The 20,495-nt window shown below is 56.0% G+C and carries 12 protein-coding genes; 8 read left to right on the forward strand and 4 right to left on the reverse strand.

The window, feature by feature from the left end; translation table 11 throughout:
* Positions 1 to 387 precede the first annotated feature (387 nt).
* Genes CEE69_RS31140 through CEE69_RS31150 form a run of 3 tightly spaced genes read right to left on the reverse strand, consistent with a single transcriptional unit; the run spans position 388 to position 7,713 of the window.
* Positions 388 to 3,249, reverse strand: a complete 2,862-nt coding sequence (locus tag CEE69_RS31140) for a PAS domain-containing sensor histidine kinase (protein WP_099264402.1) — start codon at positions 3,247 to 3,249, stop codon at positions 388 to 390.
* Complete coding sequence (locus tag CEE69_RS31145; RefSeq protein WP_099264403.1) at positions 3,249 to 4,760, reverse strand: ATPase domain-containing protein; 1,512 nt, start codon at positions 4,758 to 4,760, stop codon at positions 3,249 to 3,251. The genes CEE69_RS31140 and CEE69_RS31145 overlap by 1 nt, the downstream gene beginning before the upstream one ends.
* Before the next feature lie 4 nt (positions 4,761 to 4,764).
* Entirely contained in the window at positions 4,765 to 7,713 is a 2,949-nt protein-coding gene (locus CEE69_RS31150) for a PAS domain-containing hybrid sensor histidine kinase/response regulator (protein ID WP_390180014.1), read from the reverse strand.
* 779 nt (positions 7,714 to 8,492) lie between these two features.
* Between CEE69_RS31150 and CEE69_RS31160 the strand changes: the two genes are divergently transcribed.
* Entirely contained in the window at positions 8,493 to 9,692 is a 1,200-nt protein-coding gene (locus CEE69_RS31160; RefSeq protein WP_099264415.1) for a DUF1559 domain-containing protein, read from the forward strand.
* A gap of 95 nt (positions 9,693 to 9,787) precedes the next feature.
* A complete protein-coding gene (locus CEE69_RS31165; protein ID WP_233215825.1) occupies positions 9,788 to 9,976 on the forward strand; it encodes a hypothetical protein in 189 nt (62 codons plus the stop codon).
* Between the two features lie 4 nt (positions 9,977 to 9,980).
* Here CEE69_RS31165 and CEE69_RS31170 read toward each other — a convergent pair whose 3' ends face one another.
* Positions 9,981 to 11,192: an AraC family transcriptional regulator gene (locus tag CEE69_RS31170; RefSeq protein ID WP_099264406.1), complete on the reverse strand. Its 1,212-nt coding sequence runs from the start codon at positions 11,190 to 11,192 to the stop codon at positions 9,981 to 9,983.
* A gap of 338 nt (positions 11,193 to 11,530) precedes the next feature.
* On the opposite strand from CEE69_RS31170, the gene CEE69_RS31175 reads away from it, so the two are divergent.
* From CEE69_RS31175 to CEE69_RS31200, 6 genes are all read left to right on the forward strand, one after another.
* Entirely contained in the window at positions 11,531 to 13,723 is a 2,193-nt protein-coding gene (locus tag CEE69_RS31175; protein ID WP_099264407.1) for a right-handed parallel beta-helix repeat-containing protein, read from the forward strand.
* 136 nt (positions 13,724 to 13,859) lie between these two features.
* Positions 13,860 to 15,392 carry a sulfatase family protein gene (locus CEE69_RS31180; RefSeq protein ID WP_099264408.1) on the forward strand — a complete coding sequence of 511 codons (1,533 nt, stop codon included), beginning with the start codon at positions 13,860 to 13,862 and terminating at the stop codon, positions 15,390 to 15,392.
* 53 nt (positions 15,393 to 15,445) lie between these two features.
* On the forward strand, positions 15,446 to 16,600 hold the full coding sequence (locus CEE69_RS31185; RefSeq protein WP_099264409.1) for an alpha/beta hydrolase: 1,155 nt from the start codon (positions 15,446 to 15,448) through the stop codon (positions 16,598 to 16,600).
* Positions 16,601 to 16,609: 9 nt separating this feature from the next.
* The gene (locus CEE69_RS31190; RefSeq protein WP_099264417.1) at positions 16,610 to 17,998 is read left to right on the forward strand and encodes a sulfatase-like hydrolase/transferase; all 1,389 of its coding nucleotides are present in this window, start codon (positions 16,610 to 16,612) and stop codon (positions 17,996 to 17,998) included.
* Between the two features lie 48 nt (positions 17,999 to 18,046).
* On the forward strand, positions 18,047 to 18,940 hold the full coding sequence (locus tag CEE69_RS31195; protein WP_099264410.1) for an alpha/beta hydrolase: 894 nt from the start codon (positions 18,047 to 18,049) through the stop codon (positions 18,938 to 18,940).
* Entirely contained in the window at positions 18,930 to 20,489 is a 1,560-nt protein-coding gene (locus tag CEE69_RS31200; RefSeq protein WP_099264411.1) for a sialate O-acetylesterase, read from the forward strand. The genes CEE69_RS31195 and CEE69_RS31200 overlap by 11 nt, the downstream gene beginning before the upstream one ends.
* Positions 20,490 to 20,495: the final 6 nt, after the last annotated feature.

Here is a 20,495-nt window from a genome sequence, read left to right on the forward strand (position 1 = left end):
GTTACGGACTGCTCATTCGCTTTTGGTTGCTCTCCACCCTTTCTGTTGAAAACGCAGTTACCATCAGCTACGGGGCGGTAACGAATTCCCCAATCAGGACTTTCACCTGACAATTCAATCGCCTTTGCAGGCGCACTAGCCGACTCAGGCCCTTGAGTCGGACCAACTCGCAGATCATCCAGAAGCTCAGGTTCCAAGTCGAATGGGACGGCCATGAAGAGGCCCATCGCTTCTTCTTTGTCGACTGAGGGCCTCAGTCGACCACGCGGGTCGTATTGTCGAAGATGCTCTTCCTCAATCAGATAGCAACCCCCAACCCTTCGCGAGATTTCGTCTTTTGAGCAGGATTGGGGTTGGCCAAACTGCCCCTGTTCCACGAGGCAGAGGCTACGACCTGGTCAATCGATCGATCATTGCGATCAGCTTCTGACTATCGAGCGGTTTGGTGGTGTAGTCCGTGCAGCCGGCCGCCAAACATTCGTCTCGATCGCTCTTCATCGCATTGGCGGTCAGCGCGACGATCGGCAGTTCGCAGCCCAACCGACGCAGTTCCGCGGCAGCTTCGTACCCGTCCATGACCGGCATCTGCATGTCCATCACGATCAAGTCAACGTCGGACCTGGATTCGCCACAAACCACATCGATGGCTTCCCGTCCGTTGGTGGCCGTGATGACCGTCCCACCGGCCTTTTCGATGAAGTGCTGAGCGAGATAACGGATGTCACGACGGTCATCGACGACCAAGATGTTGGCAGAGAGTTGGATGTCTTCTTTGATCTTCTCCGCGGAGACATCGATCAACAGGTTCGGCTCCACCAACCGCCCGGACGAGACGGCTTCGATCACCAGCGTGAATTTGCTGCCGCGTCCGTAGGTGCTTTCCACAGAGACGTCTCCGCCCAGCGCATGAGCCAACCGTCGGCAAATGGCGAGCCCCAGTCCGGTCCCACCAAAGGAACGGGTCGACGTGCTGTCCGCTTGAACAAACGGCTCGAACAAAGAGGATTGATCTTCGGGCTTGATTCCGATGCCCGTGTCAACGATCTCAAAAATCAAACGGCAATTGCTGGCCTTACGAGATGGAGACTTCGCCAACTCCAGACCGGCTTTGTCGTAGTCCTGTCCATCCGGCCCGTCGTAGCTCACCAGAATTTTGACCTCGCCGCTGTCCGTGAACTTGATCGCATTGCCGACCAGATTCAGAAGGATTTGCCGGAGCCTGACCGCGTCGGTTTCGATCAAATCCGGGATCGGCCCATCGAATTCAATCTTCAGTGGCAGATGTTTCTCCGACGCTCGCACATCCATCAACGAACGCACTTCGGCCAGCAAACCGTCTGGTCGCACCCGTTCGGTCTCGAGCTGCATCTTTCCTGAATCGATTTTGGACAAGTCCAAAATGTCGTTGATGATGTTCAACAAGAAGTTGCCATTGCGACGAATCGTTTCGACAACCTGAATGTTGTCGGGATCCTTCAAATGGTCCTTCAAAATGTCAGCGTGCCCGAGGATTGCCGCCATGGGCGTCCGGATCTCATGCGACATGTTTGCCAGGAATTCGCCACGAGATCGATTGGCATTTTCCGCCACCACCTTGGCCTGTTCGAGCGACTGCTCAAACGCTTTGCGATCATCGACGTCAATGACATACCCCGTGTAGCCCGCGAACGTTCCTTCGGAATCGAAACGAGGCCGACCAACGTCAACGGCCCAACGATAGCTCCCATCGGCCCGTTGCAATCGATACTCCGACGAGAACGGTTCGTGTGCCTCCGCCGCGCCCAAGAACTCTTGACCGACGCGTTCGTGATCGTCTGGATGAGTCGCGTTGGTCCAGCCGAGTCCCATGCCTTCTTCTTGGGTCTGCCCGGTCGTGTCGTACCAGTTCTTTGACAAGAACGTGCACATGTGGTTCTTGTCAGTGACCCACAGCATCGCTGGTGAAGCGTCCGCGATTTCGCGAAAGTATCGTTCGCTCTCTCGGAGCAAGTCCACCGATTGCTGACGCCGTGTGTTGTTGTAGAAGTGACAGACCACACCGAATCGGTTGTCGGGCAAGACAATTCGCTCGATCGACCAATCGTAAGCTTCCGTCTCGCTCGTGTCCGCTCGCTGTTCAACCAACGGTGGCGCGACATAGGGCTCCCCGGTATCGAGCGTGTGTCGAAAATGCCTGATCGCTTCGTCAGCGAAAGACTTCGGCCAGATCGTATTCATTGCTTCGTCGAACGGTCTGCCGATCAATGGATCCACATTGACGAACACGCTGCGTGCCCCGGCGCTGACATAGCGGACACAAAAATCCGCGTCGACAACATACAAACCTTGCGGGTTCTCGGTGATCAATCGCTGGAAGGTTTCGTGCGACTGACGCAGTTCCATCTCAGAGGTTTTGCGTTCCGTGATGTCCCACTGCAAACCGGTGTAACGCAGCGTTTTGCCGGACTTGGACTTGATCGGTTCGCCGACTGCCACCAACCAACGCTCGCCGCGTTTGGGATGATTGATCCGAAATTCACTGCGGAAGGCCACGTTTTGCTCGATCGCCTCGGACCACTGCCGGGCAATCTCGTCTCGTTCTTCTTCCACGATCGAAGCGAACATCGCCGACTCGCTGGGTTGAACGTCTTTGCCGAAGCCATGCAACCGCCGAAAGGCGTCGGACCAATATACATGCGTCTTGCTCCACTCCCAAGGTGCCATTCCACCGGCTTGAACGGCCATGTCCAAACGCCGGGCCTCGCGACGGAGCTGCGTTTGCGTGCGATCTTTTTCGAGCAGCAGATCGCGCACCTCGAACTGCCGCAATCGATCGCGCAGCTTGGCTTGCACCGTGTTGATGAACACCGCGATCCGCAGCGGTCGGTTGATCAACGTGACGTGTTCGAGCGAGAGAATCCGCTTCAGCTGCTTCGAGCCTGGATCGCCCGCTTGTAGCAGAACCAGGATCGGCACTTCGGACCAAGTCGGTTGCTGGTCGAGAGTGATCTTCAACTGCGCGATGGCGTCGTCGGTAAGATGTTCCTGTGCGATCAGGGCGATTCCAGCGCCTTTCAAAAGTGTCTCGGCAAAGGAGTCGATCGTTTCGCAGCAACAAACCGAGACATCATTCTCGGTCAAAATTTTGGCGCACAGCCTGGCGTCCTGCGGCGTTGGTGCAAATGCAACGACACGCTGATTGTTGCTGTCTTGTTCGGCAGCAGCTTCGGCCAGTTCGTCCGCGATGACGGCTTTCCGGAGAGACTCCATTAGCTCGACCGGCCTTCCCTGTCGATCAGAGAATCATTCTCGCCATTGAACTCGGGCACCCCCGTCAAAATGCCGCGGAACTTCGTCAGTGGAGGACCAATCTCGACTCCGCGATTACTGAGTTTAAATTCGCGAATCGTTCGCTCGTGTCGTCCAGTGCGTTTCTTGATGACCGAAATCGCTTGGCGAATCTCTCCTTGGGCTTCGAAGTAGCGGAACAGCACCACCGAGTCAGCCAGATAGCTGGCATCCACCGGCGTCCCCATCGCTTGCCCCAACATCCCGTGCTGAGCCACAACGGCCAACGTCAAAATGCCGCGTTTGCCGAGGTACTGAAGCAACTCGTGCATTTGGATGATCAGGAACTTCTCGTGAGGCATCGAGTTCAAGTAACCATTGATACTGTCGATCGCAACGATCCCGACCTGGCGGCCCTGATCATCCGTTTCGACTGATTCTCGAACCAGGCAAGCGAATTCGCTGGGGGTGATTTCGCCCGGCACCAAGTTGATGATTTGGATCAGTCCATTGTCGACGTGCGTCTGCAAGTCGAAACCAAGTCCTTCGGCGCGGACATACAACGACTGCACGCTTTCTTCGAACTGAAACAGCACGGCTCGTTCGTTTCGTTCCGCCGCTGCGATCGCGAATTGCAACGCCATCGACGACTTCCCGACTCCAGCCGGCCCCAGCAACAGAGCACTGGTCCCCGCATTCAGACCACCGCCGAGCAATGCATCGAATTCTTTGTTGCCACTGTCAACCAAATGCGTCTCAGTGTTCTCGCTGGGTTGGTCAGCTGACTCACGAGGAAAGACCTTCAATCCGCCACGCACGATCCGCAAATCATGTGCCCCGCCAATGAAGCTGGAGCCACGATGTTTCAAGATCCGCAACCTGCGTCTTTCCCCACCGTAGTCTGAAAGCAAGTGTTCCAACCGAATGACGCCGTGGGCGATGCTCTGCAGATGCTGGTCATCCACTCCGGAGTAATCGTCCAGCAACAGCACCGTGCATCCACGACCGACGAAAAATTGCTTGAGAGCCAAAATTTGCCGTCGATATCGCAGCGATCCTTGCGACAACAAACGCATCTCGGAGAGCGAATCGAAGACGACTCGTTTCGGTTGCAGTTTGTTGACTCGTTCTAAAACCCCGTCGACCGTGGTGCTGAGTTCGATCTCCGATGGCTCGAACATCGTGTACTGCAAACGCGCATCCTCGACCGCCTTCGTATCGACCAATTCGTAGATGTCGATGTTTTCGAGTGACCAACCATGCGATACCGCGACGCCCTCCAGTTCTTGCTTGGTTTCCGAGAGGGTGACGTAAAGCCCGGTTTCGCCCTTGCGAGCACCTTCCAACAGAAACTGCAAAGCCAGTGTCGTTTTACCGGTACCGGGCATGCCTTCGACGAGGTACAGCCGATCGGCGGTCAGTCCCCCGTGCAGGATATCATCCAGAGGCGGGTTGCCCGTGCTGATCTTCGTCGGGGAGTTCTGCGTCGTCATGACGTCAATTGCCTTTGCTTTCGACTTGGTCAGATTTCGGTTGTGTGAATTGGGCGATCAATTCAATCATTCGATTCGAGTCGATCGGCTTTGAAAGATAGTCGTTGCATCCCGCTTCCAAGCATTCATTCATGTCACCCTGCATGGCATCGGCGGTGAGCGCGATGATCCACCCTGAATAGCCAAGTTTGCGAAGCGTTCGAGCGGTTTCGTAGCCATCCAGGTTGGGCATTTGCATGTCCAGCAGGATCAAATCGGGACAATCTTCCTTGCCCAAACGGTCAGTCATGTAATCCACGGCAACTTGCCCGTCCTCGCACTCATCCACCGTCGCCCCCGCTTTGGTCAGCAGTGTCCGGCTGAGGAATCGAATGTCTCGGCGATCGTCGACGACGAGCACGTGGCAACCTAACGGTTTCTCATCATCCGCCAACCGGTTGATGCCAGTTCCCGAAGCTTCCTTTGGTAAACTCGCGAGCGCGTAGCCATGGTCGAATTCTCGGGAGTAGTCCACCATTTCGACATCGCTCAAATCGCCCACTGCAATCGAGACGGTGAATGTACTGCCAACGCCTTCCGTGCTGCTGGCGACGATCGTGCCACCAAGCATCTCGGTCAAACGTTTGCTGATCGCCAAGCCCAGGCCCGTTCCGCCGAAGGTTCTCGTCACGCTGGCATCGCCCTGCGAGAACGGTTTGAACAATCGTTTCTGTTGTTCGTCGCTCATCCCAATGCCAGTGTCCACAATGTCGATGTGCAGCAATTTGTCGAACTGAATACGGATTTGAACCTGCCCCGCTTTGGTGAACTTGATCGCGTTGCCAACCAGATTGATCAGGATTTGCTTCAAACGCTTGCCATCGGATTCAATCACTTTGGGAAGCAAACCGTCATACTCGATTCCCAATGACAGGCCTCCTTCCTTCGCACGCACCTCCATGATGCTGCGAACATCTTCCATCAGTCTCGCTGGCTCGAATCGCTCGTAGTTGACCTCCAACTTGCCAGCTTCAATCTTCGACAAATCCAAAATGTCGTTGATGAGTTCCAGCAAATAGTCGCCGTTTCGACGAATCGTTTCCAAATGCTCGATAGCATCGGGATCCACGACCATGTCGCGAACCAGATCAGTGTATCCCAAGATCGCCGTCATCGGAGTGCGAATCTCGTGCGACATATTCGCAACAAACGCACTCTTGGATTGACTGGCCGCTTCGGCCATCGCGCGTGCTTGCTCGAGTTCGAGTTGCGACTCCGCGCGCTCGATCCGCAAATAAACCATCTCGGTCAAATTGTCCAAGAAGCGAACCTCGTCATCGCGCCAGCGGTACGGTTTGTCCTTGGTAACAAACAACGTTCGATGCAGTGTCTTTGTTGCTTCGAAAGAACCTTGCGTGACCGCCGCGATTCCCAAGTGCACAAATTGTTGAATCTTCTCGGCACTTCGCCCCGAATGACCGATGTCATCGATTCGGATCGGTTTGCCGGATTCAATTTCTCGCATCTCATCATCATTCAGAAAATCTTTGATCTGATGAGTCCCGACGATTGGTGACAGATGTTCGTCGTGCGATTCGTGGAACACTTCCGTCGTCTGAGCGTCCAGTCGGATGTAGGCCAAGTAGCAACGTGACGCGGAGAAGTGTTTTCGAATGCGCTGCGTCGCCAGTTGCATAATCGCTTCCGGATCCGTCAACTCACTGAGTTGTTCCAGCAACTCCGAACGCACCCGCGCCTTGACCTGCCGACGCAGATCGGCCGTGACGTCCATCGTGACACCAAAGAAGTCTCCGATCTTTCCGTTCCCATCATCGACCGCTTGCCCAATCGCACGAATCCAGCGTTGATTGCCGGAGGGCAAATCGATCGTGTAGTCCTCGCGGTAGCTGGAAAAATTCCTCAGTGCGTCCGTGATCGCTGAAACAACTCGCTCGCGATGGCTTGGCGAAATTCGGTTAGTGAATTCTGAGAGCGAGACCTCCTCGTCTTCCTCGAATCCCCACATTCGTTTCAGTGGTGCGTCGAAGATTAATTGTTGTTCGCTTGGATCCCAACCCCATGGCGCGATGCCCGCGAAAGCCATGGACTTGTCGAGTCGAGCCGCGGCGCGTTTGAGTTCCACCTCAGCACGATGCCGATCACGAATGTCGATCCCCGAAGGAATCAGGTAATCGACTTCACCCGAGTCATTCACGACCGGAGCGATCATGAAATCAATCCGGACGCCTTCGTCTCCATAAGCAAACAGCGACACGTCAAATCGGACCACCTCACCAGCGAACGCCCGCTGCATCGCTTCTCGCACCTTGCTGGCAACCTTCGGGTCGTACGTCCACCACGGCGCTTCCGCGAAGTGTTTGCCAATCACGTCTTTGCGTGCGACTTTGGCGATCTCCAAACTTCGATCATCGACTTCCACCAAGATTCCGTCGCGATCGATCACACCAACCAAACCCAGTTGATGATTGATGACGCGTCGCAAGTGCGCCTCACGCTCAGCCGCCTCCGCTTGATGCTGCTTTCGATCGCTGATGTCCGAGTTCATCCCGACCCAACGATCGATCGAGCCATCCGCCTTTCGCTGAGGCACGGCTCGAACTTGCATCCAAATGTAGTGCCCGTCATGCCGACGCAGTCGATACTCCATGGTGAAAGAAGTGCTGTCGCGAATTGATTCTTTCCACGACGCGATCGTTGGCTCGCGATCGTCAGGATGCAGTGCTTCGAGCCATCCTAGGCCCATCCACTGTTCAACCGTTTGCCCGGTGAACGAACGCCAACTGGGAGAGTCCTCGATGACGGTGCCACTGTCGTCGGTGATCCAAACGATCTGTGACGACACCTCCACCAACAATTGAAACAACTCTTGGCTGCGCCGGAGTTCAGCGATTTCCGTGACGGTGACTGCGACCTCGTCACCTGATTCGAGTTCATCTTCTCGCTCGTTCATGATTGCGTCGCAGTGGCTGGTTGGGCCAATTCTGGCGAGAAAAGAATCGCCAAATTGAGCGGATCCCCCAACCCACGAAGCAGCTCAAGAAACGCTTCCGAGCCACTCGAAGATGCTCCGGTGGCGATAACGAGGGGACAATCCGGGTTCATCATACAATTTGCGCTCGACCATTTCCCAAAGCATCCTCGCATAACCGCCTATGCAAAGCTCGTTCAGCACCCATCCGTGCCGCTTAAATTGAAGCCGCCCCCCTGCGTGACGTCAATCCAACGGCGCAGCGGAATGAAAGTTTGCGAACAGAGCCCAAAACGCACGAGCGAGTCGCTAAGTCCGAATGGACGGTTGGGCTTGGTTGGTTTCGCTGACTGTGATCGATCGAGATCGCGAAAGTTTGCCGGATGGAAAGGACGTGATTGGATGCACTCGCAACGCCCGTGAGACAACGGCCGCGAGACAACGCCCCCAAGCAATGCTCACAATGAACAGTCAGAAGTCGCAGCCGATGGCGCACATGACCACCTTGTTTTGCCGCACTGAAAGCACCCCCGCCACTGCCTGTCGCAATACGTCATAAGAGGGGCGCGGAAATTCATTGTTTGACATTTCGAATAGCGATAGCTTTCACGATGTCTTCTCAGTCATCGGCACTCGCCGAAGGTCATTGGACCGAGCAATTGAAAGCATGGAATGCGTTGAGGTCGCATCAGACCAAACGCATTCTTGCCAATCAACAATTGCCAGACTGCTATTCATTGAACGCATTCAAGCAGGGGATCGGTATGACGAACTCAAACCGTCGACGCGGTTTTACGTTGGTAGAACTTCTCGTCGTCATCGCAATCATTGGCGTGCTGGTGGGATTGCTTCTTCCTGCCGTGCAAGCCGCTCGGGAGGCTGCCCGACGAATGAGTTGCAGCAACAACTTCAAACAGATGGGATTGGCAATCCACAACTATCACGCGGCGTTCAATCAGGTCCCAACACACGGTGCGGGAACAAACCCGGAGCCGCCGGACGCCTGGTACAAGACATCCACCACAGGCAACCGCATGCGTTTGAGTGCCTTGGTTCCGATGTTGCCATACATTGAACAACAAGGTTTATGGGAACAGATCTCCAACCCCAGCACTCAACGCACCGACGGCGCAGTTCAGTCGCCGCCGTGGCCTGCGATGGGCCCCACCCCAGATCAAATTCAGTACATGCCTTGGGTCAACGAGATCCCAACCTTCCGTTGCCCGAGCGATCCTGGTCGTGGTTTGCCCGCGTTGGGCCGGACCAACTATGGCGCGTGTTTGGGTGATTCAATTTGGCAATTGCACTACGGGCCTTACAGCAACAACCGTGCAACAATCACCAACGGTCGCGCACGGCAAGCTCGCGATGCACACCGTGGATTCTTCATGCCTTTGCAGGATTCCAAGTTCCGTGACACGCTCGACGGTTTGTCCAATACCATCGCGATGGGCGAGATGATCACGGCATTGCAAGACGGTGATAAGCGGGGCAACAGCGTCGCGACCAACGGTGGCAACTCAGGTCCCTTTGGCCTCGCCGCCTTGCGTCAAAACCCCAACATCTGCACCGACCGCGGCTACGTCGATCCTGAGCGGCCGCAATTCTGGCTGCCGGAGTTCCAACAACAAAATCGACGCAACTTTGCTCGCGGCCACCGCTGGGCCGACTACCTGCCGTTGATGTCAGGCGTCCTCACGATCTTGCCTCCCAACCGAGAAGCATGTGGTCGGTACAACGCGTTGGGCACAACCTTAGTCGCAACCGTCTCCAGCCGGCACCAAGGCGGTGCTCACGTTTTGATGGGTGATGGAGCCGTTCGGTTCGTGACTGATTCCATCGAAGCCGGCAATTCAAATGCGCAAAACATTTGGCAAAACAATGTGCCCGGCTCGGCGAGTCCCTATGGATTGTGGGGCGCTCTTGGAACACGTGCTTCCAAAGAAACAACGGAAGAATTCTGACGCTTGTTCGATGCAATTCCCTCTTCGGACCGCTTGGCTTTGGTTGGGCGGTCCGATGCATTCTTTTTCGTACACGAAGCACACAAGAGAACCCAATGATGATGTCTGCACTCAAATGCCTGTTGGTCCTGTTCTTCGCCTGCGTCTTGTCAGGTTGCGGCGGGTCCGACCAAAATGGACTCGCGACCGAAGGTGCCACCGCCGACGACTTGGCAAAGTACGAGGCTGAATTGGCCGCCACCAATTCGAGCGCCGACTACGACGAAGAGCCAGCGGCAGAATAGAAAACTAGTGATCGGGTTCATGGTCCGCGATCGACTCCAGGCGATGCCTTCGACGGTATTGACCTGGAGGCACCCCGGTTAGTTTCTTGAAGAACTTCGCCATGTGTTCGTCGTAATTGAATCCCGTCAGCCGGGCAATCTTTTTGATCGGCTGAGATGTGGTCTCAAGTAGTTCTTTGATTCGAGTCAAGCGAATTGTGGCAATCAGATCCGAAGGTGATTGCTTCAAATACATTCGCATTCTGCGTTCAAGCGAACGTCGGGACATCGGAACCGCATCCGCTACGTCTTGCACCGACACACCACGGCAAGCGTTTTCGCGAATGAAGCGGTAGGCCTTTGTGAACTCCGCATCGTCGACCGGAATCGAGTCCGTCGAACCGCGAACGACAATGCGTCGGGCGGGAACCAAAGTGACGTCGGCGGGAACGGCTTCTCCGTCCATCATGGTTTCCAGCAACGACGCGGCCTGGTACCCGATGCGGTGCGTGTTGGGTTCAACGCTTGTCAGTGGTGGAGAACACAGCGGACAGATCACATCGTCGTTGTCGACACCGACGATTGCGATCTCATCCGGGACATGGATTTGTCTGTGGTGGCAAGCGTTCAGCAACTGTTGCGCGCGAATGTCGTTGCAAGCTAGAACGCCAACGGGTGTCTCGAGTGAATTCAGCCAACGCTCCAAACCTTTCTGGTCGAGCATACCGCTCTGTTCCGCATCAAAGGTCGTGGCGTGAACCGTGCCTGGCGACATGTAAGAAACGACGTCGTGCCCCAACGACCGCACATACTGTTGCATCTCGGTGAGCCGACGATCGGAGTAGTTCGCTCCGCCAAAACCACAAAATCCAAACCGCGTGAAGCCGCGATCTCGCAAGTGATCGACCGCAAGTTTCACCACCGATGCCGGTTCGGTATCAAAGCCAGGAAACTGGCCCGCTGAACGCCAGCAACGCAGATCGATCACCGGCAATCCTAAATCCTGGATGGCCCGAACCATCTTCTGAGTCTCAGCGCGAACGAGGACACCGTCCCCACGCCAATTGGAAAGCCAGGATGGCGGATCGGCATTGATTGCCATCTCCTGATGCCGGAGCGACCAATGGCTTTGTTCCTGAGCGTACGCCGCAATCCCGCGCAAGAGCCCTCGGCCATAGGCTCGTGAGGACTCAATGAGCAGGGCCACAAGCCTGCTATCCGTTGGGCCTGTCGCCATAGGGTGTCGCAGATGTTCCTGAAGAAGACGCAAAGTGAAAGGTGCTTTCACCTCTAACGCAACCGTCCTCGCCACTATACTGCTTGACCGGCCGTGTCGCAAACATTCGGTTGGCAAGCAACTTGGCAAGCAATCAAGAGTCTTTGGGCATTAAGCCGGTTGGCATTAGCCACGGTTCCCAAACGCAACCGGAGCCAACGCCCAAACGGCTTCCATCGTTTGCCCAATCAGTTTTGCCTACCTGGTAGGCACCGAATCAACGCATCCAACCCCCACGATATCATGGAGATCTCACTGTGGCATCGCTCGCCGGTCTCAATCGCCGCAACATTCGTCGTATGAGCAAACTGCGTCCGATCAATCTCTGCGCCGTAATCGTGCTTGCGGTATCGATCACAGTTGGTGTCAGCCATGCCGCCGAACCGACCGCTGATTTTTACGTTTCACCCGCAGGCGATGACGATTGGTCGGGAAAGATTACGCAGCCAAACGGAACTGGAACTGACGGACCGTTTGCCACGCTTCAGCGAGCACGCGATGCGGTCCGCGAATCGGCCCCGGACCGCGCGGGCGACGTCCTGGTTCTCGTGCGAGGCGGCACCTATCGCCTGACAGAAACCGTGGGCTTCGGACTGCAGGATTCAGGACACCGTGACGCCAAAGTCACCTACGCGGCTTACCCAGGCGAAACGCCGGTGTTCAGTTCCGGCCAAGCAATCACGGACTGGCAACCGGTCACGACGGCCCCGCCCGGTCTGCCGGATAAAGCTTTTGGCAAGGTGCAAGTGGCCAATGTTTCCGGCCGGTTCCACACACTCTTCGATGCAGAAGGCATGCTCCCGCGAGCCCGATCGCAAGGCTTCATTCCGCTGAAAGGTGGCAGTCGCAACGAGCTTCATTTTCCGGCGGGTCTCCTGAAGGACTGGCCCAACGTCGAAGACATCGAGATCGTTGTTCGTCCGCATCATGCGTGGATCGTGAACATCCTGCCGCTGAAATCCGTGAACGAGAAGAAGCAGATCGCCCGAACGTCGATCGACGCGACCTATGCGATGAACCCGCTGCACTTCCTCAAAACAACCAACTCGTGCTGGGTGGAAAATGCCCTGGAGGAACTCGACGAGCCAGGCGAATGGGCTCTCAATACCCAAACTGGCAAACTCTATCTTTGGCCACGAAACGATTCGCCAATCTTGGCCCCAAGGCTGAAGGAACTGATCCGCATCCAAGGCAAGATTGACAAAGAAGGCCCGCGAGACATTCCAGTGACGAACCTCTGCTTGCGTGGTCTGACTTTCATGCACGGCGAACGGTTCAGCATTGCTCCCGACGATGCGGGATTGCAGCACGACTGGGACATGCACGACAAAGCCAACGCGCTGGTCCGGTTGCGAGGAACAGAACATTGCAGAATCCAGCAATGCCACTTTGCTCACAGCGGTGGATCCGCGATTCGTGTCGACCTGCACGGGCGATACAACGCGATTGACAGCAACGTGATCGAGCACATGGGCGGTGCCGGCATTCTGTTGTGCGGTTACGGTCCCGGCACGAAAGATGTGAATGGCAAAAACGTCGTCTTCGACAACCACATTCATCACACCGGCCGGATCTACTCGCACTCGCCCGGGATCATGATTTGGCAGAGCGGCGAAAACCGTGTCTCGAACAATCTTGTCCACAACACTCCTTACACCGGAATCATCCTTTCCGGTTGCATGACGGACTTCTTCCGACGCCAAGGCAGAGAACTCGGACGAACCATCCGTCGGCATGAAATCGCATCCCTGCCGAAGCAACCCAGGCTTCAGGACGTGCTTCCCTACCTGCACACGCACGACAACCAGATCGAACACAACGAGATTCATCACGCGATGGAAATGCTCGGCGACGGCAACGCGGTCTACGTTCGCGGGGCAGGTGCGGGAAACGTGATCCGCCGCAACTACATTCATCACCTCGTTGCCCCGATGATCATGCAAGCCGCGATTCGCACCGATGGTGGCCAACGCGACACGCTGATCGCTGAGAACCTGATCTACAAGTGCACCTCGCAGGGCATCCTGATGAAGTTGAACACGCGTGTTGAAAACAACATCGTGGCCGACATCATCGCTCCGCCTCGAGGTTACTACCTCTCGGTTCGCGAAGGCCCGCTCACGGGGGCGACGATCCAGCGAAACATTTTCTACTCGTCCTCGGAAACTTGCACGTTCATTGACGAATTGCCACCCGGGAAAGGACGAACGAGCGAGGATCGGCGAGGCAGGACTTTGGCTCGTTCCAAGGACGCGGACACCGATCACAACATCTACCACTGCGCCAGCGACCCCGCCCTGGGTGAGCAAATGTTGGACAAGCAAAGGCAAAACGGAGTCGACACGCAGAGCCTGGCCGTTGATCCGTTGTTTGTTGATCCCGCCAACGGCGACTTCCGACTGAGTCCCGATTCCCCGGCACTGCGTCTTGGCTTCGTGCCTTGGGACGTGTCAAAGGCCGGACTTGTAGATAAAGAAACCGTTCCTCAATGAGTCCTTCTTAGCGGAGCGGCGCTAACCGCCCGGCACGTCACCGGAGGGCTCGCGCCCTGCCGCTATCAATTGCTTCTCCGACATCAGCACCGAACGATCGCACATGCTCACACCAACCTCACCGAGAAACGCTTCAATGAATCGCTTCCTAGCCCTTCTGCTTGCGACCGCGATTGTTTGCGGAACGCTTTGTACTCCCGCGTCCGCTCAGCAAGACGAACCCAAAGGAACCAACAACGCCGAAGCGGCACCCAACATCTTCTTCCTGTTCGCCGACGACCAATCGACCTACTCCGTTGGCTGCTATGGGAACGAAGACGTCCTGACGCCCAACATGGATCAACTCGCCCGTGACGGGGTGCTGTTCGACAAGCACTACAACACCACCGCGATCTGCATGGCCAGTCGGGCCAACGTGTTCACTGGAATGTACGAGTACAAAACTGGCTGCAATTTCGCACACGGCAACATGCATCAAAACGTGTGGGCCAAATCGTATCCGGTTCTTCTTCGCGATGCCGGTTACCTCACCGCCTTTGCCGGCAAGTTCGGATTGGTCGTGGATGGCAAAGGTTTGTGTGAAGACGACTTCGACTTCTGGGGCGGCGGGCCTGGCCAAACGAGCTACGCGACTGCACAGAACAAGTCGATGCGGAAGTATGCCAAACAGTACCCCCACTCGACACTTTCCTATGCCGCGTTTGGCAAAGACGTCATTCGCGAAGCGGCGAAGCAAGACCAACCGTTCTGTTTATCAATCAGTTTCAAGGCACCTCACAAACCGGCGACCCCGGACCCACGGTTCAATCACGTCTACGCAGGAAAACAGTTCACCAAACCATTGAACTTTGGACGGGAATACAGCGAGCACCTCGCACCACAAAGCAAACTCGGTCGGCAATTCCCTCGCTTCTCCGAGTGGCACTATGACGACGACTACGACGGCGAGATGGCCAAGTACCATCAACAGGTTTATGCCATCGACGTCGCTCTCGGGATGATTCGCGACGAACTGAAAGCTCAAGGCGTGGCGGACAACACCGTCGTGATCTACACCAGCGACAACGGTTACATCTGTGGCTCACACGGCTACGGTTCCAAAGTGTTGCCGATGGAAGAATCTTCCCGAGTTCCGCTGATGATCTACGATCCACGCAGCCCGCTCAATGGACAACAAGTCCGCTGCAAGCAACTGACCGGCAACATCGACTTCGCTCCCACCATGCTGGAACTAGCAGGCCTTCCAATCCCATCCAACATGGACGGCAAAAGCCTGCTGGGACTGCTGCAAGATCCAGAAGATGGTGGCCACGAACAGATGTCGTTCATCAACGTGTTCGGACCGCTGCCCACTCACAGTCTGAGTTGCCTGACGAAGCAATACAGGTACACGTACTGGTGGTACGGCGACGAGCGAATGGAACCTTTTGAGGAATTGTTTGACACGCAAAACGACCCGTTGGAACTGGTGAACCTGGCCACTGAACCAGCAAGCGTGGACGTACTGGAGGCGATGCGAACGCGGTACGACCAAGAGCTCGCGAAGTGGAAATCGCAGGCGGTGGAGTACAACGACTACCAACGACACAGCACGCTGTTCGACCGAAACGTTTCGGTTCAGAACAAGCAACCGTTCATGAGCAAGAAGGCCAAACGAAAGAAGAAATGAAACGACGGTCGTAAACCACGCATCCATGTCATCTCACCCGGAGACGCCCCACCGTGATCCGCCTTCCCATTCCAGGAACCATCCTGCTCGTTGCCAGCCACTGGTTCCTTTTGCCATCCCTGGCCGATGCCGCTCCTCCCGCCCAAACAGCGGCTGCCACGCGGCTGATGCAAAAGTTCGACAAGAACGACAACGGAACCTGGGAACAGAACGAAAATTCGCGTGCCTGGAATCGCTATCGAAAACTCGACACCAACCAGGACAAGAAACTTTCGATCGACGAACTGAGCCAAGAACAGACGGCGTCTCTGGACACCGGAGGAGAACGCAAACTCGATCTCGTTTACAAAACGGTTGGGCAAAGAGAAATGCTGCTGGACCTCTACTACCCGGCCAAACTGGATTCCAGTGAACAGCAAACCGACGAACGGCCTACCGATGAACGCTGCCCCGTCATCGTGTACACGCATGGAGGCGGATGGGCGGCTGGCAGCAAACAGGGCGCCGCCAAAGGTTCGTTCAAAACCGTGTTTAACCAACTGCTCGATCACGGATTCGCGGTGGCGTCGGTGAACTACCGGCTGTGCAAGCCAAACAGTGGTGTGATGATGCGGGACTGCGTGATCGACTCGAAGGATGCGGTTCGCTATCTGGCAAAGAACAGCGAAACGCTTCGGCTCGATCCCACGCGTTTCTTCGTCATGGGCGATTCCGCCGGCGGGCAGATCGCACAAATGCTGTTGCTGACGACACCGGACACACTCGCGGGCGACGAAGCGTTGGCGGGAACGCCTTACCAAATGCTGGCAGGAGTCTCCTGGTACGGGCCCAGTGATTTTGAAAAGACCAAGCTGTTCAATCACGACGACCGAGCCGACTTCCGCGATCGATTTGGACCTCGCATTCTGGGTTCGAATTCATCGGATGCGAACAAACTGGAACTCTATCGTGAGATGAGTCCGGTCAATTTCCTGCGTGCCGACAGCCCGCCGCTGTTGATGATCCAAGGCGACAAAGACACAACCATCCCAGTCAAGCACGCTCACCACGTGAAACAAAAAGCGGACGTGATCAAAGCCCCCGTCGAAGTCATGATCATTCGAAACGCGGGACACAACTGGCGAAAAGTCGACGCGGACATCGATCCATCGCGAGATGCCATCGTTGAACGCACCGTGCAGTTTTTCCTCGACCACCTCCCGAACTGATTGCCCAACATGAAGACGAACTATTCGATTTCGATGGCACTCCTGTTCGGTTGCGTGCTGGCCACGCAGCCGTCCGGATTGGCGGGTGCACACGCTGCTGATGCGGCCCATCCCAACTTTGTGATGTTCGTCGCCGACGACATGGGCTGGGGCGACTCCGCCACCTACGGCCACGAACTGATTCAAACGCCCAATCTTGATCGTCTCGCGTCTCAAGGCGTGAAGTTCACGCAGTGCTATTCCGCTTGCGGTGTCTGCTCACCTTCGCGTTCGGCAATTCTGACCGGACGGACACCCTATCGAAACGGCGTCTATCGTCATTTGTCGGGAAATCACGAGGCCCACCTGCGTGCCAGTGAGATCACCTTTCCGGAGTTGCTGAAAGACGTCGGCTACGAAACATGTCACGTCGGGAAGTGGCATTTGCTGTCGAGGCAGCAGTTCAGCAATCCGGAATTCCCTCATCCAAGCGAACATGGATTCGATCATTGGATGTGCACTCAAAACAACGCCAGCCCCAGCCACAAGAACCCCGACAACTTTGTTCGCAACGGCGAACCCGTTGGAAAGCTCGAGGGCTACTCGGCCCAGTTGGTTGCCGCCGAAGCAGCACGCTGGCTGAAAGAGATTCACGATCCGTCCAAGCCATTTGCCATGACGGTTTGGGTGCACGAACCGCATTCCCCCATCGCAACCGATTCGCGTTTTCAGTCCTTGTATGAAGGACACGAAAACAGCAAGTACATGGGCAACATCACCCAAATGGATCACGCTTTGGGAATGGTGATGAACGCCCTCGATACGCAGAAACTCAGCGACAACACACATCTGTTCTTCACCTCGGACAACGGTCCCGTGCCTGCCTTCGGCGGATCATCGGGCGGACTGCGAGGCAACAAACGCAGCGACCACGAAGGCGGCATTCGGGTGCCCGGCGTCGCTCGTTGGCCAGGACACATCACGCCGGGGACCGTCAGCAACATCCCAGTCATCGGCACGGACATTTTCGCAACGGTGCTGGACATCACCGGCATCCCACTGCCTGACGACCGCACGATTGACGGTGTCAGCATGCTGCCCGCCTTCGACGGAAAACCGGTCGAGAGGAAGATCCCGCTGTTCTGGCGAACACACGTTTCGCCCCCTGCCGATCGCGTGGCACTCCGCATCGGTGACTGGAAATTGGTTGGCGACGAAACGCTCACGAAGTTCCAACTCTACGAGATCCAAACCGACTGGAAAGAAGAACACGACTTGGCCGTAGCGATGCCAGAGAAGACGGCAGCAATGAAAGACGAACTGCTGCAGGTCTGGCGGGGAATTGAATCCGAAGGCCCCGACCACTGGTGGAAAAACGAACGACAAAAACCGGCGCGAGGTGGAACAGTGAATTACTGAATCATTCGAACCACTTCTGCCCATTAGCACACAAGAACAAACATCCCCATGAAATTCTCACCGACATTACCGCTGTTGATCGCGTTCCTTCTGATGGCAACACCCGCGATGGCGAAGACCGAACAAGTCGCCATGCCTGGCGCCACCGCGGAGGTTTACAAGACCGCTTCCGGCGACGATCTGCACATCTACCGTTTCGACCCGGAAGGTCACGATCCAGCCCAAGACAAACGACCGGCGGCGGTGTTCTTCTTCGGCGGCGGATGGAACGGAGGCACGGTGACTCAATTGGCACCGCAAAGTCGCTACCTCGCTTCTCGCGGCATTGTTGCTTTCGTGGCCGACTACCGCGTCAAGAGTCGCCAGAAGGTCACGCCCGACGCGTGCGTGGAAGACGGCAAATCAGCCATCCGCTGGGTCCGTCAAAACGCACAGCGATTGGGCATCGATCCTGAGAAAATCATCGCTGGCGGCGGATCGGCGGGCGGGCATGTGGCAGCGGCAACCGGTATCTGCGAAGGCTTTGAAGCCGAGGGAGAAGATCATTCCGTCTCTTCCAAACCGAACGCGTTGGTCTTGTTCAACCCGGTTTACGACAACGCGAAAGAGGGTGGGTATGGCTACGACCGGATCAAAGAGTGGTTCCCCGCGATCTCGCCCGCTCACAACATCACGCCGGATGATCCACCCGCGATTGTGTTCCTGGGAAACAAAGACAAACACGTTCCTGTCGCCACCGCAGAAGCCTTTCGCGACAAGATGATTGCTGCGGGCATCCCAACAGAACTCCATTTGTACGAAGGCCAACCACACGGGTTCTTCAATCCCAAACGAGGCGGTTTCAACGACACGCTGGCCAAGACAGATCAATTCCTCGCGAAGCTTGGATACCTCAACGGACCAGTCGACCATCAACGGATCGAGGCACTCAATGTCAAATGACCCACCCGCCATGCGGCACCGTTCGCCAAGTCACCTGATGCATCTCGCAATCGTCGCCGGATGCTTTCTGTTGTCGTATCCCGCCACTGCAATGGCCGAATTGTCGGTCGCATCGCCGTTCACCGACAACGCGGTGCTGCAACAAAAGATGCTGGTTCCGGTTTGGGGCTCGGCTGATCCGGGGACGGCGATCACGGTGGAGTTTGATGGACAAAAACAGCAGTCCGTCGCGAACGCCGATGGAACCTGGAAAGTGCAACTGGATCCGATGCCTGCCAGCGCAGAACCAAAAACACTGCAGGTCTCAAGCTCCCGCTCCTCGGTTTCATTCACCAACATTGTCGTTGGAGAGGTCTGGATTTGTTCCGGGCAATCCAACATGCAATTCTCAACCGCAGCGGTTCCTGAAATCCAATCTTTGGCCGCCACCTCAGAGAACATTCGATGCTTCGAAGTGAAACGAACCGTCGCGATGACCGAGCAAGATCGCCTGGAAGGCAAATGGACGGAGCAACCGCCCAATAGCGCCGTCGCGTTTTCGTTTGCTCACTTTTTAGAACAAGCCGGTAACGTTCCGGTGGGCATCATTCTGTCGTGTTGGGGCAGTTCATCGATCGAAGCTTGGATGCCGCGAGAGATGACTGAAACCGTGCCACATTTCAAGACGATGATGGACGAGTTTGATGCGGACACAGCCACCCAAGATCGGATCGCTTCCATTCTGAATGGCAAGATACCGTGGAGCCGAGCCGACGACATCTTCCTGCGTCGCCAATCGAACATTCTTTACAACGCGATGATTCATCCGTTGGTGCCTTACGCTTGCCGCGGGCTGGTGTGGTACCAAGGCGAACGAAACACACAGTCGATGTTTGGGATGTCAAAGGAACCTTGGTTCTCACGTCACTCGGGCATCCTGAAATATGGCCCCACCTTGAAGGCATGGGTCAAACGTTACCGAAAGGAGTGGGGCAACGAGGGCATGCACTTCCTGGTCGTGATGTTGCCTGGCTATTTCAAGCCGCTGCCGACCGGACCGCAAATGGGCCCCGAACATCCGAGCACTCACTCGTGGGCTTGGATGCGAGAGTCGCAGTTGCAATCACTGGAACTGCCGCACACTTCCGTCGTCAACACAATCGACTTGGGTGATCTGAAAAACATTCATCCCAAAGACAAGCTTCCTATCGGCCAACGACTGGCATTGCTGGCGGCTCGCGAGACATTGGGCCAGACCATCGAAGCGGAGGGTCCCAAAATGAAACGCGTTGAAGTGCTGGATGATCGGTTGGTGGTCCACTTCGAACATGCCGAGGGACTGCGGACTCTCGATGGAAAAGCCCCCACCGGATTTTGGTTGTCAGACGATTCACAAAAATGGGTTCCTGCAACTGCCGAGCTGAGCGGTCAAACCGTGGTCCTGAGTTCGTCTGAACTGACGCACCCGATCTATGTTCGCTACGCATTCGCGGGCAAACCCAAAGTGAACCTGATCAACGCCGCCAAGCTTCCCGCTTACCCCTTCCGCACCGACTCCTTCCAGCCATGACTTCAT

Source organism: Rhodopirellula bahusiensis, assembly GCF_002727185.1.
In the GTDB taxonomy this organism is placed as follows: domain Bacteria; phylum Planctomycetota; class Planctomycetia; order Pirellulales; family Pirellulaceae; genus Rhodopirellula; species Rhodopirellula bahusiensis.